The following is a 14,480-nucleotide window of genomic DNA, read 5'->3' on the forward strand; positions in this document are numbered from 1 at the left end:
AACAGCTCATGATGAGCTGTTTTACTAATTAAGATATGATTTTAAAGTATCTACTTTATCGAGTGCTTCCCATGGGACGTCGATATCGTGACGACCGAAGTGTCCGTAACTTGCTGTTTGTTTATAAATCGGACGCTGTAAATCTAACATTTCAATAATACCGTCTGGAGTTAACGTAAATTCATTGCGTACTGCGGCTGCAATTTTTGAATCTTCGATTTTACCTGTTCCAAATGTATTTACTGAAATCGAGACAGGTTCAGCAACACCAATCGCATATGATAACTGAATTTCACACTGTTTAGATAAACCACTTGCAACGATATTTTTAGCAATGTAACGCGCTGCATAAGCTGCAGATCTATCTACTTTAGTTGGGTCTTTTCCACTAAATGCTCCCCCACCATGTCGTGCATAACCACCGTAAGTATCGACAATAATCTTACGTCCAGTTAATCCTGCATCTCCATGTGGTCCACCGATAACGAATCGACCTGTCGGGTTAATGATCATCCGAGTATCCTCGTCGATGAGATTTTCATCAATAACATAATCGATAACTTCACGCTTAATATCTTCTTTAATTTCACTATGTGCGACTTTTTCATCGTGTTGTGTGGATAAGACGATTGTATCTACACGTAACGGCTGATTATTTTCATCGTATTCGACAGTGACTTGAGTTTTTCCATCTGGTCGAAGGTAGTCTAAAACATGCGTTTTACGTACTTCTGTTAGACGACGCGCGAGTTTATGCGCTAAAGTAATTGGAAGTGGCATAAATTCCTCAGTTTCGTCTGTCGCGTAACCAAACATTAAACCTTGGTCACCTGCTCCAGTAGTTCCGCTCTCTTTTGATTCGTTATCCCCTTCTCCATCAACTCCTTGAGCAATATCGACTGACTGCTCATCAATTCCTGTTAATACAGACATCGTTTTATAATCATATCCGTATTCAGCATTCGTATAACCAATTTCTTGTACCGTGTTTCTAACGATTTTAGGAATGTCGACGTACGTAGACGTTGAAATTTCTCCAACAATCATTGCAAGACCAGTGTTTACAACAGTCTCACATGCAACACGTGCATCTTTATCGTCTTTAATAATCTCGTCTAAAATCGCATCTGAAATTTGGTCTGCAACTTTATCTGGATGACCTTCTGTTACAGACTCTGACGTAAATAATCTACGTTCCATTATATTTTCTCCTTAAAATATATTAGCTATCTCTTTCGATAAAAAAAGCCTTTTCTCACACATAGAGAAAAGGCCACCCTTTTCTCTTATCGTTCAGAAATCATTATTTCTGCAACCTTTAGCACCATTCTTCTACGTTAGAAGGGGTTGCTGGGCTTCACAGGGGGTATTCCCTCCACCGACTCTTGATAAGAGATAACTTGTTTACTAGAATACACAACATCAATGAAATTATCAAGTACTTTTAAAACATATCTCGATTCGGTGGAATCTTTTAGTATCTTGTATTAAAATATTAGATGATAAACAAAATTTGGAGGAAATTTATATAATGTCAAACTCTGTGAAAAGAATCGAAGCACTTGTACAAAAAGATTCAACAAACAACCAATTATCTCGTGCAGAGCTTGTAGAAGCCGCATCTAGAAGAAAAGAAGGTAAAATTGCATCGAGCGGTGCATTCACTGCAACAACTGGTAAATATACAGGTCGTAGCCCTAAAGACCGCTTCATCGTTGAAGACGATGTGACAAGAGACACTGTAGATTGGGGAGAAGTAAACCAACCAATTAGTGGTGAAGTGTTTGATGCACTACTCGACAAAGTGTTAGATCACTTAGATAGTAAAGATGAATTATTCGTATTTAACGGATATGCAGGTGCAGATACGGATTCACGTTTAAACATCCGTGTCGTAAACGAATTCGCATGGCATAACTTATTCGTAAAAGCTTTATTTATCGATCCTGAGACAAAAGAAGAAGGTTTAAACATTTCACCTGACTTTACAATTGTTTCTGCACCATCATTTAAAGCAGATCCATCTGTAGATGGTACGAACTCTGAGACATTTATTTTAGTGAACTTTGAAAAGCAAATCGTTTTAATCGGTGGAACTGAATACGCTGGAGAGATGAAAAAATCTATCTTCTCTGTAATGAACTACCTACTTCCTCAAAAAGGTATTTTAAGTATGCACTGTTCAGCAAACGTCGGAGAAAATGATGACGTAGCGTTATTCTTCGGATTATCTGGTACAGGTAAAACGACACTTTCTGCAGATCCAAATCGTGGTCTAATCGGTGACGATGAGCACGGTTGGAACGAACACGGTGTATTTAACATCGAAGGTGGATGCTACGCAAAAGCAATCAACTTATCTGAAGAGAAAGAACCTGAAATTTACCGTGCAATTAAATTCGGAAGTGTATTAGAGAACGTTATTTTAGATGATGAAAGAGATCCAGACTACGATGATAATTCTCTAACTGAAAATACACGTGCAGCGTATCCAATTAAACACATCGACAATGCGGTATTACCATCAAAAGCTGGTCACGCGAAGACAATCGTATTCTTAACAGCCGACGCTTTCGGAGTACTCCCTCCAATTGCGAAATTAACAAAAGAACAAGCAATGTACCACTTCTTAAGTGGATTTACATCAAAACTTGCAGGAACTGAACGCGGAGTAACATCTCCTGAACCAGTATTCTCAACGTGCTTCGGTGCACCATTCTTACCATTACACGCATCAGTATATGCAGATAGACTTGGTGAATTAATCGATGAACATGACGTTTCAGTTTACCTTGTAAACACTGGTTGGACTGGTGGAGAATACGGTGTTGGTGAACGTATGAACTTAAAATACACACGTAAAATGGTTTCAGACGCTGTTGAAGGCGAACTTAAAAACCATGAGTTTGTTACTGATGAAACATTCGGCTTACAAATTCCAACAGAAATCGAAGGCGTTCCTAGCGACGTATTAAATCCTAGAAAAACATGGGCAGATAAAGATGCTTACGACAAAGTAGCAGGTCAACTGATTGACTCATTTAAAGAAAACTTCAAAAAATTCGGTGATGATGTAAAAGAAATCGCTGAAAAAGGCGGATTTTAATCTCTTTTTATAAGATTAAACGCACATTGATTAAATAATCAATGTGCGTTTTTCTATTAATTTATGACCTTTGTCCAGCTTTTTTCATTTTGTCCTAAACCATGGATTAAGATATTATTCATAATTACACTCCCTACTATTAACTTTACGATATAAATATAAAATACAATCATCTTTAAGTAATCGACTTTTATCGGTTTCTTTTATTTCTTCAACGGAGTGAAACAATATCGGACCTTTCGTTTCTAAATAGTCACTTTTTTCTTCTATATCAGATAACTCTACGCGATAGACCGCTTTATAAAACGGTGTTGTTTCGTGAACTTTATACGTCCCGAGATACTCGACAGTTTTAACGACTCCCCCAGTCTCTTCAAATACTTCACGTTTTAACGCTTCTATAATCGTTTCACCCGCTTCTACTTTTCCTCCTGGGAATTCAATACCACGTGTTTTATGTCGAGTAAAGACATATTTATTATTATAAATTGGAATCGCAAGACAATGTGTCGCTTCAATTGATTCATCAAAAAACAACTCTACTACATTACCATTGTCATCTATAAACTGCTTCATCTGCTCACCTCAATTGAAATTAAAGTTGCTATTCTGTTATATTAAATTTAATAAGAAAAGATGGTGCATATGAAAAAAATAATCTTACAAATGATTCGCTTTTATCAGCGGTATATTTCACCTATGTCTCCCCCATCATGTCGATTTTACCCGACGTGTTCTCAATATGCGATTGAAGCGGTGGAAGAACATGGTGCATTTAAAGGGAGTTATTTAGCTGTTCATCGTATTTTAAAATGTCATCCGCTTCATAAAGGTGGATTTGATCCTGTCCCTCCTAAAAAGAAGAAGTAGATGTATTGATATACGCCTCTCGGTTTAATTTTCTAGAAATTTTACCAGATGGCGTATATTTTATTTCTTTAACGACAATAATTTCTTTTGGATGCTTATAACGTGCTAAATGTGTGTTAAAAATATTGATGAGTGTTCTTTCATCAATATTTTCCTCAATGAGTAAAACAGGAACTTGTCCCCACTCTTCATCTTCTTTTTTAACAACGACACACGTTTTTAAGTCCGTATATTGTAAGACGATATCCTCGATTTCTTTTGGATAAATATTTTCTCCACCACTAATAATTAAATCATCTCTACGATCTAATATATATAAATATCCACCTTTAACTTCGGCGATATCTCCAGTATTAAAAAAGCCATCTTCTGTAATCATTTCAGCATTTAAATATCCACTCGTGACATTTTCACCTTTAACGAGCAACTCATTATTCTCATTGACACGGATATTTTCATTGGTTTTACCTACCGTACCCGTTAATATATTGTCATCATCATAGGATACAATAACAATTTGAGAACACGTTTCTGTCATACCAAAACTATTAAATACCGGTAATTTAAATTGAAGTGCCTCGTTTAGTAATTTAGGTGTCGTATTTGCTCCACCCATTAAAATCGCTTTTAAGCGAGATAAATCCGTGCTATGAATCATTTTGTCGTTCATAATCCGAGATAACATAATCGGTACAAACGACGTATGTGTCACTTTATAGCGTTCAATATCATTTAAAACGTGTTTAGAATCGAATCTATTATGGATAATTAACGTACACCCTGAAATTACTGCACGCATTAATATCGAAAAGCCCGAGATGTGAAATATCGGATTGACCATGAGCCATGTACTATTCTCATCATAATTTAACCCATTCATCGCATTTATATGAGACGCATAATGGTTTAAATACGTTTGAGTCACGGCTTTCGGTCGTCCTGTCGTCCCACTCGTAAACATGATTGATAATATATCATCATCATTTGCTTCAACCTCTTCATATGATGCTTTATCGTGCTGTATGATTTCTCTATAGTAGATGACGTTTACGTTCACTTTATTTAAAACGTCTGAGTCAATCGTTGAAAAAATTGTATCGACATTAACGTCCATTAGTTGATTGTTAATTTCTTCAGATGAAAGACGTGTGTTCACCATGACGATTTCGATATGACGCTCAATTAAACTATGTATTAAAATCGCACTATCTACACTGTTATCTATAAATAACCCAACTCTTTTAATGTTAGGAATTCTTTGAGAGAGATCGTGTACTTTATCTTGTAATTGTTTATAAGTTAAGTGTAAGTCTTCGTAAATGACCGCGATCTTTTCCGGATAATTTTTTGAATTACGGTGAAGCCAGTGATTCAATGTAAACACTCCTTTAACTATCCTATTATATCAAATCTTTAAAGTGACTCGTATCATTTAGACAATCATTAGAAAAAATGATAAATTATAATTAAGAAAACAACGAGGGAGACGAAATTATGGCAGGCCATTCAAAATGGAATAACATTAAACAACGTAAAGGTGCCCAAGATAAAAAACGCGGTAAAATCTTCCAAAAGTTATCGCGTGAAATTTATATGGCAGCAAAACAAGGTGGCGGAGATCCAGATACGAATCCAGCACTACGTTTAGCTATGGACCGTGCACGTTCAGAAAATATGCCTAAAGACAACATTACACGTGCAATCGACAAAGCAACATCATCCGGATCTGGTGAAAACTACGATCCAGTAATGTATGAAGGATACGGACCAAGTGGCGTCGGTATTTTAGCAGAAGCATTAACAGATAACCGTAACCGTACAAACACAAACGTACGTATTGCTTACAATAAAAACGGTGGAAATATTGGAGAAGCTGGATCTGTAAGTTATATGTTCGAACGTAAAGGATATATTGTAATCGAACGTAGTACGACAGAAGACGATGAAGAAACAATGTTATTAGAAGTGCTTGAAGCAGGTGCTGAAGAGTTAGAAACGAGCGATGAAGTATTTGAAATCTTCACTGAACAAGCAGACTTCGCACAAGTGAGAGACCATTTAGAAGAAAAAGGATACACGTTAGCACAAAGTGAATTAACGATGATTCCGATGAATACAGTCGCATTAAGCGATGAAGACTATGAAATTTTAGAAAACATACTCGACGCGCTCGATGATGATGACGACGTCACTGACGTCCATCATAACGCAGTGCGTGCAAGTGAACAGTAATATAACAATTCCACTTAAGCTTAGTAGCTTAAGTGGATTTTTTATATTATAAACTCTCTTTTTATACATAATAAATTCAAAATATCATCATTAAAATTTAATGTGAATTCTGTTAAAACACACTCCCTATTTTGAAATAAAAAAGAAATAATACCCATTTTTTATTACTAAGCGCTAACAACTCAATGAGAATTCAATGAAAAGTATTGAGTGTTAATTTTCTTTTCTCTATATTAAATGTGCTCTCGTATTGATATAGAGCACATTATATCTAAAAGTGATAACACTTGAAAGCGAATGATTTTATTGAAATTTTTATTGATACTGATTTTGTATCCAGCAATTATGTCTATGTACTGGACAATCGGATCTTCCCTTTACTTTATTAGGTATGAGTTATTTTCAAAAAGTCACAAGGTTCCATCAGATTTAAAAGGAATCACATTTGTCGTCGCTTGTTTTAATGAACAAGATACGTTAGAAGAAACACTTACATCCCTAGTACATCTCGATTATCCTTTAAAAGAAATTATTATGGTCAATGATGGGAGCACTGACTATACAGCTGCAAAATTAACTGACTTAAAAAGTCGCTATGATTTTAAATTTATTAATTTAAAAGAAAACAAAGGTAAAGCAAATGCATTAAATGAAGCGGTTAAAGAAGCATCGTATGATTACGTTCTATGTATAGATGCGGATACTGTAATTTTTGACGGCGCACCCCAGTATATGATGACACATATGTTAAACGACAATTCGATCGGTGCAGTTACAGGTAACCCAAGAATTCGTAATAAGGACTCTATGCTTGGAAAAATACAAGTCGTTGAATACGCGAGTATTATTGGTGGTATTAAACGTGCACAAAGTTTAGCAGGTGCAATCAACACTGTTTCAGGTGTATTTACATTGTTTAGAAAAGAAGCACTAGAAGACGTCGGTCTGTTTGATACGGATATGATCACTGAAGATATCGCTATGTCTTGGAATCTGCATTTAAATGATTGGAAAATCCTTTACGAGCCACGCGCGATGTGTTTTATGCTCGTTCCTGAAACGCTTGGTGGTTTATGGAAGCAAAGAGTGCGTTGGTCTCAAGGTGGTCATGAAGTCATTATTCGTGATTTTAAAAATATTATCAAAAAGGGGCAATTCCCGCTTTATCTATTACTGTTAGAATCTCTACTTTCAATTTTATGGATTTATATCATATTGCTAACATTGTTCTTTACAGTAATGAGGTTAGATTTACTAAATATTTTTAGTGTTAGAGAACAATTAAGTTTACTCGTCATCAGTGCTTTAATATTAACGTTCTTTAATATTATTCAGTTTTTAGTCGCTTTATTTATCGACGTAAAGTACGAACGTAGAAATATTATTGGCCTTCTCTTTTTAAGTTGGTATCCAACGGTTTACTGGCTAATTAATGGGCTCGTCGTATTATTTGCATTACCGAAAGCATTAAAGCGTAAGAAAGGAGAGTTTGCGACATGGACAAGCCCAGACAGAGGAGATATCCAGTAGTACACTCCAATCTAAACCTTTTAAGAGAAACAATTCTTTATGTGAGTTCTATTCCATTATGGCTATATTGTTTATTCGTTATTTACATTACATCTATGACACTTTTAAATATTAATACAGAGTTCGTACAACTCGCTAGAATCTCAATGTCTATCAGTCGTACAGATTATATCGATATATTTAAACCCGTATTTTACTTCATAATCGTTATCGCAATTTTCTTCGTTATGAGATTTATTCAATCGTTTAAAGAGGAAAAATTATGAAGAAATTGTGTATAGCTCTACTACTTACATTCATGATATTTATGAATATACCAAACGATGTCAAAGCATCTGAGGAGTGTCTCGCGTTAAATTATCATCGCGTCCGTGAAGAAACACTTCTATATAAATTGCTCAAAGTCATTGCACCAAACAAAGAGCAAGATATCTATAGTGTCACAACTGATGAGTTTGAGCGGCAGATGAAATGGCTCGTAGATCACGATGCAACGTTTGTTAATGCAGAAGAGTTAGAATTTTACTACGAAAAAGGAGAATTCCCTAAGCGATGTGTTTGGGTGAATTTCGATGATCTGGATGATACGGTTTTAAATGCTGAAAAAATATTGAAAAAATATAATATAAAAGCTACAGGCTTTGTCATCACAGGACAAGTCGGTAACGATAACTATTTAAATTTAACTTTATTAGATCTCGACGGTTTAAAAAAACTCTATAAAACAAATCGATGGGAATTTAGCTCTCATACAAATAACTTACATTTCATGGATAAACATCATAAAACCATTTTAAATAGAACAGAAGATCAAGCGTTAACAAAAGATATTAAAACGAGTAACGATTACCTTAAAAAACATTTTAACGAAACCAATCATCGACTCGCCTATCCATATGGCTATGTCGATGATTCCAAATTAAGTGCGATTAAAAGTGCAGAAATTGTATACGGATATTCACTTCAGGAAGCACCTATTCGAACAGACAGTCATCCTTATTATTTGCCACGCATTTTAATTACAGAATCTTCGTTTAAAAAATTTGTGGAAGAATGGGATGAATTTAAATGAAAAATAAGAAACTAGAGCTCGTTTACGTACGTGCAATAATATGTACTTCGATCGTATTAACTCATATTTTAACGTCTTACACAATACAAGAAGCGACGGAGACAGTTGAGTATGAATACTTATATATCATACGAAATATATTTATTTTTGGAGTGCCATGTTTTTTAATTTTAAGTCAACTACTGGTGACTGCAAGGTATGATTATATACCTTATAACTTTATAAGAAAAAGAATTATTTATGTGTTTATACCGTACTTTTTTGTCGGTATTTTATACGCTTATACTATGAAATATGGCAGTGATGAAAGTTTCATCGAGATCTATAAAGATGCTGTAATCATCGGAAACTGGTACGGGTATTTTATTATCATATTTTTATTTACGATTTTACTCAATTTACTTTTTAAAAGGATACCTCTAAAAATATTCGGAAATATTTGGGTCTTGTTTAGTGCACTCATAGTCCAAGTCGTGTTCTTCTATGTAAGAAATCACTATGACTGGTTCCAAGAGTTTTTAATACATGACTATCCATTAAATGAGCACACGTTCTTTCTAGGCTGGATATTCTACTACTTTTTAGGTGGCTTTATTGGCTATCATTATGATAATGTAATCAAGTTCTTAGAGGATTATCTAGTGATTGTCATCGCAGCTTCAATATTAGCGTTTGTCATTTTCGTCATGTACTTTAACCACGATTACTATACAGTTCAAAGTTTTGCAGGAAAACTCATACCGTATAACACAATGATGTTTTTCTTAGTACTCGGAATAGTGATTCATTGTAAAACAATCGCTTATTCTTACGTTATATTTGTGTCGCATTTCTCATACCAAATTTATTTACTTCATCCGTTATATTTAAATAGCGTGTATGACGTCACTCGACCATTTGTAGATTCAACACTTGCATTCATATTAATAACACTGTTCGTTGTTCAAACAAGCATCATCGGATTTTCAATATTCGTTCATACATTCTCAGTAACACGAATTTTATTTGGTACGAGAGATTTTAAATATATATTTAAAGAAATAGATGCAAAATATCTATCATAAAAAGAGCTACTTCCCATAAAAAAATTGGGAGGTAGCTCTTTCATTTTCATATGTCAATAATCCAATAAATTAAAAATCACTCAATTTATCTATTTTGTTGTATAGACTAGTCCACTGATTTTTAAGATATTTAGCTGATTCATCAAATAACTTTTGCCTCGCATCATTTTGTTCTTCATCATATTTTTTACGTGTAAATTCACCCGTGTATTCCAAAGGAAACTGACCATTAGGTGGACTAAAAGTGTCACATTCATATATTTTAATCGGTGTCATTTTGGTTTTATGATACAAATCATTTGTATATTTTATTAGATGATCTGTATTTTCAATTTCTGACAGTCTGAACTCAAGTAAATTTTTAGCTTCAAGTACTGGATAAGTTAAATCATGATAGTTTCCACTTAATGATTGTAAATTGTTTTTATAATCCTCCTCATCTTGAATTCGGTGAAGTAAATTATTGTATACAACTTTCTTTAGTTCACTGATTTTTAATAAGTAGTCACTAGTTAACTGTCTGATATCCTCAATTCTCTCTTTTTGAGACTCAACAATCACCTTCACTTCTAACTCTCTTGTATGTTGTTCATTCAATTGCTTTAATTGTTCAGCGAATTGTTGTCTTTGTTGTTCTAGCATCTCTTTATGCCGTGTATTGGTATCTTCGATTTCACGTTTTCTAATTTTTGACATTTCCCTAAATTGATAAAGACTTATCACAATATTAATTATTACTAAAACAATGATAAACCACTGTGAAAATCCACCGCTTGTTACAGCTTCCGACGTATTTACTCCTGCATTCATGAAAACACTCCTTTAAATAATTAATCATCTCTTTATAATAAAGTTGATTTTCTTATCAAAATAATGTCGTTATATTAATTTGCATCAAATTAAATAATTTAATTTTATACAAATCACTTTTGTATTAAAGCCCCATTCATTTCGTTGACAATTAAGCCTTTTGCGTAAACGAAACAGACACCTTCTTTATACAAATCGTTTTTATGTAAAATTAATAAAAACGATTTTACGCATAACTCATTTGCGTAAACTTAATGCTTTATTTCTCTTTTTAAGGTTTTAAAAATGATTAACAACGCACCGAGAATGACTAGTCCTGCCATTATTTTTTGAAATACTGGATCATTTGGCATAATAGAAGTAAAACTATTGAGAAATACATATATGATGATTAAAAACAGTACGACTACATCTAGGGATTTCATAAATCACCTTCTCTTTATGTATATTTAATAAGTAAACATTAATCAATATTGATATTTTACCCTCTTAAATCTATTATATAGAATTTACAAACTTTGGGGTAGTATATTGAAATTTCAATCAAAAAACCGCCCTTATACTAGGACGGCATTTTTTATTCATTCACTTGTTGTGCTTTAAATTTTTTTATCATCTCTCGTACTTCATCAGTATTTTTAGTACTCATTAGCGCATGCCTTAACTGACTCGCGCCTCTAAAGCCTTTGACATATATTTTAAAGAATCTGTGTAACGCTTGAAACGGACGTTCTTCGAGTTCTTTTGAGTATTTGTCATGTAAATCTAAGTGTAAATAGAGTAGTTCGAGTAATTCGTCGCTTGAATGTTCTTTCGGTTCTTTTTCAAAAGCAAATGGATTATGGAAAATTCCGCGACCAATCATCACCCCATCTACTCCATATTTTTCAACGAGTTCTAAACCTGTTTTACGGTCAGGGATATCTCCGTTTATTGTGAGTAACGTATTCGGTGCGATTTCGTCTCGTAATTGTTTAATTTCTGGAATTAGCTCCCAATGTGCGTCAACTTTACTCATCTCTTTACGTGTACGTAAATGGATAGATAAGTTCGCAATATCTTGTTTTAAAATATGCGTTAGCCACGGCTTCCATTCGTCTATTGACGTGTACCCAAGTCTCGTTTTTACACTTACTGGAAGTCCCCCAGCTTTTGCTGCTTCTATTAAATCAGCTGCAACGTCTGGTCGTAAGATTAGACCACTTCCCTTGCCGTCACCAGCGACATTTGGGACTGGACATCCCATATTTAAATCGATCCCTTTAAATCCTGCTTTGGCCATACCGATACTCATCTCACGGAAGAACTCCGGTTTATCACCCCAAATGTGTGCAACCATTGGTTGTTCATCTTCAGTAAATGTTAAACGACCACGCACACTTTTATTACCTTCAGGGTGACAGTAACTTTCAGAGTTCGTAAACTCTGTAAAATAAACGTCTGGACGAGCCGCTTCTCCAACGACATGTCTAAAGATGACGTCCGTCACATCCTCCATCGGTGCAAGCACAAAAAATGGTTTCGGAAGATCGTTCCAAAAATTCTCTTTCATCTATCGTTCAATTCCTCTCAAACACAGTTAAAATACTAATTATTATAACGTAATATTGTACCCACCAGTTATACCATAAATTTGACCTGTCGTGTAGCTACTTTCATCACTGCCTAATAATACATATACTGATGACAGTTCTACTGGTTGACCTGCTCTACCAAGTTGTGACCCTTGTCCAAATGTTGGTATTTTACCTTCAAGTTGCCCACCGTCTAATTGAAGTGGTGTCCAGATTGGACCTGGAGCGACTCCGTTTACGCGAATTCCTTTTTCACTAAAGTACTGAGCGAAGTTTACGACTAAGTTTGAAATGGCACCTTTTGTCGCTGCATAATCCAATAATTGTTTAGATGGATTAAATGACTCAACAGATGTCGTTAAAATAATAGATGCACCAGGTTTTAGATGTTTTTCAGCTTGTTTAATTGCTTCAAACATACTAATAACGTTCACTTGAAATGTGTTTTTTACTTGTTCTATTGATAAATCTTCTAATTTCTCTTGAGCGAATTGCTCTGCTGAGTTTAAAACTAAAACGTCTAATCCACCAAGGGCTTCTACAGCATCTTCTACTACTTTTGCCGCTTCTCCGTCATTACGAAAATCTGCTTTTAAAGTCACAGCTTTTTGACCTAAATTGTTAATGAAATCCTCAACTTCTTTAGCATCTTTTTCTTCACCTGGAAGATATTGAATGGCAACGTCTGCACCTTCTTTAGCATATGCGATTGCTGCCGCACGTCCAATACCTGAATCTCCTCCAGTAATGAGTGTTTTTAACCCTTTCATACGACCATGTCCTGTATACGTTTCTTCACCAGTATCAGGAACTGGTGTCATTTCAGTTTGTAACGCAGGTCCTTTTTGATTTTGATCTGGAAAATCATTATATTCAAATTTTGTTCTTGGGTTTTGTAAATGTGTCATGAAAAAACTCCTCTTTTAAAATTTACTTATTCTATACCCTATTTTTTTAATTTTAAAAATGTTTCTCGTAGTCTTTCATATCATGTAATATATAATTAATAAAAACTAAAGAGTGAAGCCTATGATATTAAATGTTCAACCGAAAACGCAACTTCTCCCTTTCCCAATGATTATGGGGTGTGAGTCAACAGTTGCATCGATGCTTTTAGAGTATAACGGCATCAACTATTCACCAAAAAAACTTGCTGAGCTAATGCCAAAACATGCGGATGATCCAAGAATTGGATATGTGGGGCATCCGAGCTTTTTATATTTTAACGTACATCAAACGATTTTCCCAAGACCGCTCGGTCAATTTTTAAAATCTTTTGATGACAAAATTGTTGTACATTCTAAAATGACGATGAAAGAACTTGAAGACGTACTCGATACGAAGCAACCGATTATTATGCTTCCAACGAATAATTTTAAACGTCCAAAGTATAAGACGTTTCAGTTATCAACAGGATCTTTTAGAACGGTATCAAATATACATGCGATCCTTTTAATCGGATACGATGAACAACACTATTACTATATCGATCCTATATTATTTCAGTTTAAATTTTTACATTTACCAGCATTATGGCCAAGTAAACGTCAGATTTTTAAAATACGTAAATCGAAATTTTATAAAGGATATGTAAACGGTGAAAACGACGTTGTATACAGGGAGGTCAGTCTACATGAATAAAACATTAAAACACGTCTGGCCAAAATTTAAGTACGTGTTAATATTTGCGATCATTTTAATCGTTACGAATTTACTATTTAAAGAAATTCGAACAATTAACTTTAAAGAAACGATTAAAGAATTTCAAAATCTAGATACGTTAAGCTTTACGGGTATTGCACTCATTGGGATTTTAGCAATTTTTTCTTTATCCCTATATGATTTACTATTACGACGTGCAGCACACATAGACTTACCCGTTCGCACTGTCATTATTATTAGCTTTATCGTTAATGCGCTCAATAACTTAATCGGATTTGGGTCGTTAATCGGCAACGGTATTCGTATTATGATGTATCAACCGAAAACTGAAAATAAAAATCTAATTAAATACATATCACTCGTTTTATTATCATTTGTGAGTGGACTCGGTATTTTTAGTATTTGTGTCATTACAAAAATGATTGATATTTCTCACTATAGTTTAGAGTACAAAGGTGCTCAACTATTAATGTATGCGATGGCTCTTTTTGTTATTGTTTTTATTTTATTCACGATATTGAAACCAATCGGAACAGATTGACTATTTGGTATTAAAGTCG

Annotated in this window: 16 protein-coding genes and 1 riboswitch; of the genes, 9 read left to right on the forward strand and 7 right to left on the reverse strand. The window is 34.4% G+C overall.

What is annotated here, in order from left to right:
* Positions 1-24: 24 nt before the first annotated feature.
* Positions 25-1,200, reverse strand: a complete 1,176-nt coding sequence (gene metK, locus CJ229_RS03025; protein WP_068130728.1) for a methionine adenosyltransferase — start codon at positions 1,198-1,200, stop codon at positions 25-27.
* Positions 1,201-1,283: 83 nt separating this feature from the next.
* A riboswitch (SAM riboswitch) is annotated at positions 1,284-1,395 on the reverse strand.
* Between the two features lie 136 nt (positions 1,396-1,531).
* On the opposite strand from metK, the gene pckA reads away from it, so the two are divergent.
* Positions 1,532-3,106, forward strand: coding sequence for a phosphoenolpyruvate carboxykinase (ATP) (pckA, locus tag CJ229_RS03030; protein WP_040928517.1), 1,575 nt, complete (start codon positions 1,532-1,534; stop codon positions 3,104-3,106).
* Between the two features lie 114 nt (positions 3,107-3,220).
* On the opposite strand, the gene ytkD is transcribed toward pckA, so the two are convergent.
* On the reverse strand, positions 3,221-3,682 hold the full coding sequence (gene ytkD, locus CJ229_RS03035; RefSeq protein ID WP_102167393.1) for an RNA deprotection pyrophosphohydrolase: 462 nt from the start codon (positions 3,680-3,682) through the stop codon (positions 3,221-3,223).
* Between the two features lie 69 nt (positions 3,683-3,751).
* Between ytkD and yidD the strand changes: the two genes are divergently transcribed.
* A complete protein-coding gene (gene yidD, locus CJ229_RS03040; RefSeq protein WP_102167394.1) occupies positions 3,752-3,976 on the forward strand; it encodes a membrane protein insertion efficiency factor YidD in 225 nt (74 codons plus the stop codon).
* On the opposite strand, the gene menE is transcribed toward yidD, so the two are convergent.
* Positions 3,960-5,351, reverse strand: a complete 1,392-nt coding sequence (gene menE, locus CJ229_RS03045; protein WP_102167395.1) for an o-succinylbenzoate--CoA ligase — start codon at positions 5,349-5,351, stop codon at positions 3,960-3,962. The two genes, yidD and menE, sit on opposite strands and share 17 nt — an antisense overlap.
* A 119-nt stretch (positions 5,352-5,470) precedes the next feature.
* Here menE and CJ229_RS03050 point away from each other — a divergent pair, with 119 nt between their 5' ends.
* From CJ229_RS03050 to CJ229_RS03070, 5 genes are all read left to right on the forward strand, one after another.
* Positions 5,471-6,208, forward strand: a complete 738-nt coding sequence (locus CJ229_RS03050; RefSeq protein WP_102167396.1) for a YebC/PmpR family DNA-binding transcriptional regulator — start codon at positions 5,471-5,473, stop codon at positions 6,206-6,208.
* 306 nt (positions 6,209-6,514) lie between these two features.
* Positions 6,515-7,738 carry a poly-beta-1,6-N-acetyl-D-glucosamine synthase gene (gene pgaC / locus CJ229_RS03055; protein WP_070622843.1) on the forward strand — a complete coding sequence of 408 codons (1,224 nt, stop codon included), beginning with the start codon at positions 6,515-6,517 and terminating at the stop codon, positions 7,736-7,738.
* Between the two features lie 41 nt (positions 7,739-7,779).
* On the forward strand, positions 7,780-8,004 hold the full coding sequence (locus tag CJ229_RS03060) for a hypothetical protein (protein WP_070622845.1): 225 nt from the start codon (positions 7,780-7,782) through the stop codon (positions 8,002-8,004).
* On the forward strand, positions 8,001-8,810 hold the full coding sequence (gene icaB / locus CJ229_RS03065) for an intercellular adhesin biosynthesis polysaccharide N-deacetylase (RefSeq protein ID WP_070622847.1): 810 nt from the start codon (positions 8,001-8,003) through the stop codon (positions 8,808-8,810). Before CJ229_RS03060 ends, icaB begins: the two co-directional genes overlap by 4 nt.
* Complete coding sequence (locus CJ229_RS03070) at positions 8,807-9,874, forward strand: acyltransferase family protein (protein WP_102167398.1); 1,068 nt, start codon at positions 8,807-8,809, stop codon at positions 9,872-9,874. Before icaB ends, CJ229_RS03070 begins: the two co-directional genes overlap by 4 nt.
* 69 nt (positions 9,875-9,943) lie before the next feature.
* Here the strand turns inward: CJ229_RS03070 and CJ229_RS03075 are convergent, their stop codons facing one another.
* From CJ229_RS03075 to CJ229_RS03090, 4 genes are all read right to left on the reverse strand, one after another.
* Positions 9,944-10,684: a hypothetical protein gene (locus CJ229_RS03075; protein ID WP_102167399.1), complete on the reverse strand. Its 741-nt coding sequence runs from the start codon at positions 10,682-10,684 to the stop codon at positions 9,944-9,946.
* Positions 10,685-10,935: 251 nt separating this feature from the next.
* Entirely contained in the window at positions 10,936-11,109 is a 174-nt protein-coding gene (locus tag CJ229_RS03080; RefSeq protein ID WP_168162124.1) for a hypothetical protein, read from the reverse strand.
* Positions 11,110-11,261: 152 nt separating this feature from the next.
* Entirely contained in the window at positions 11,262-12,236 is a 975-nt protein-coding gene (locus tag CJ229_RS03085; protein WP_102167400.1) for a tRNA dihydrouridine synthase, read from the reverse strand.
* 42 nt (positions 12,237-12,278) lie between these two features.
* A complete protein-coding gene (locus CJ229_RS03090; RefSeq protein ID WP_102167401.1) occupies positions 12,279-13,166 on the reverse strand; it encodes an SDR family oxidoreductase in 888 nt (295 codons plus the stop codon).
* 121 nt (positions 13,167-13,287) lie between these two features.
* Between CJ229_RS03090 and CJ229_RS03095 the strand changes: the two genes are divergently transcribed.
* A complete protein-coding gene (locus CJ229_RS03095; RefSeq protein ID WP_102167402.1) occupies positions 13,288-13,899 on the forward strand; it encodes a C39 family peptidase in 612 nt (203 codons plus the stop codon).
* On the forward strand, positions 13,892-14,461 hold the full coding sequence (locus CJ229_RS03100; RefSeq protein ID WP_317846619.1) for a putative bifunctional lysylphosphatidylglycerol flippase/synthetase: 570 nt from the start codon (positions 13,892-13,894) through the stop codon (positions 14,459-14,461). The genes CJ229_RS03095 and CJ229_RS03100 overlap by 8 nt, the downstream gene beginning before the upstream one ends.
* Positions 14,462-14,480: the final 19 nt, after the last annotated feature.

Origin of the sequence: Nosocomiicoccus massiliensis (assembly GCF_002871345.2) — a bacterium.
Lineage (GTDB): Bacteria > Bacillota > Bacilli > Staphylococcales > Salinicoccaceae > Nosocomiicoccus > Nosocomiicoccus ampullae_A.

Excerpts from the sequence above, each read along its gene's own strand:
- metK (WP_068130728.1), bottom strand. The coding sequence starts at position 1,200 with ATGGAACGTAGATTATTTACGTCAGAGTCTGTAACAGAAGGTCATCCA.
- pckA (WP_040928517.1), top strand. The coding sequence starts at position 1,532 with ATGTCAAACTCTGTGAAAAGAATCGAAGCACTTGTACAAAAAGATTCA.
- ytkD (WP_102167393.1), bottom strand. The coding sequence starts at position 3,682 with ATGAAGCAGTTTATAGATGACAATGGTAATGTAGTAGAGTTGTTTTTT.
- yidD (WP_102167394.1), top strand. The coding sequence starts at position 3,752 with ATGAAAAAAATAATCTTACAAATGATTCGCTTTTATCAGCGGTATATT.
- CJ229_RS03050 (WP_102167396.1), top strand. The coding sequence starts at position 5,471 with ATGGCAGGCCATTCAAAATGGAATAACATTAAACAACGTAAAGGTGCC.
- icaB (WP_070622847.1), top strand. The coding sequence starts at position 8,001 with ATGAAGAAATTGTGTATAGCTCTACTACTTACATTCATGATATTTATG.
- CJ229_RS03070 (WP_102167398.1), top strand. The coding sequence starts at position 8,807 with ATGAAAAATAAGAAACTAGAGCTCGTTTACGTACGTGCAATAATATGT.
- CJ229_RS03075 (WP_102167399.1), bottom strand. The coding sequence starts at position 10,684 with ATGAATGCAGGAGTAAATACGTCGGAAGCTGTAACAAGCGGTGGATTT.
- CJ229_RS03080 (WP_168162124.1), bottom strand. The coding sequence starts at position 11,109 with ATGAAATCCCTAGATGTAGTCGTACTGTTTTTAATCATCATATATGTA.
- CJ229_RS03085 (WP_102167400.1), bottom strand. The coding sequence starts at position 12,236 with ATGAAAGAGAATTTTTGGAACGATCTTCCGAAACCATTTTTTGTGCTT.
- CJ229_RS03090 (WP_102167401.1), bottom strand. The coding sequence starts at position 13,166 with ATGACACATTTACAAAACCCAAGAACAAAATTTGAATATAATGATTTT.
- CJ229_RS03095 (WP_102167402.1), top strand. The coding sequence starts at position 13,288 with ATGATATTAAATGTTCAACCGAAAACGCAACTTCTCCCTTTCCCAATG.
- CJ229_RS03100 (WP_317846619.1), top strand. The coding sequence starts at position 13,892 with ATGAATAAAACATTAAAACACGTCTGGCCAAAATTTAAGTACGTGTTA.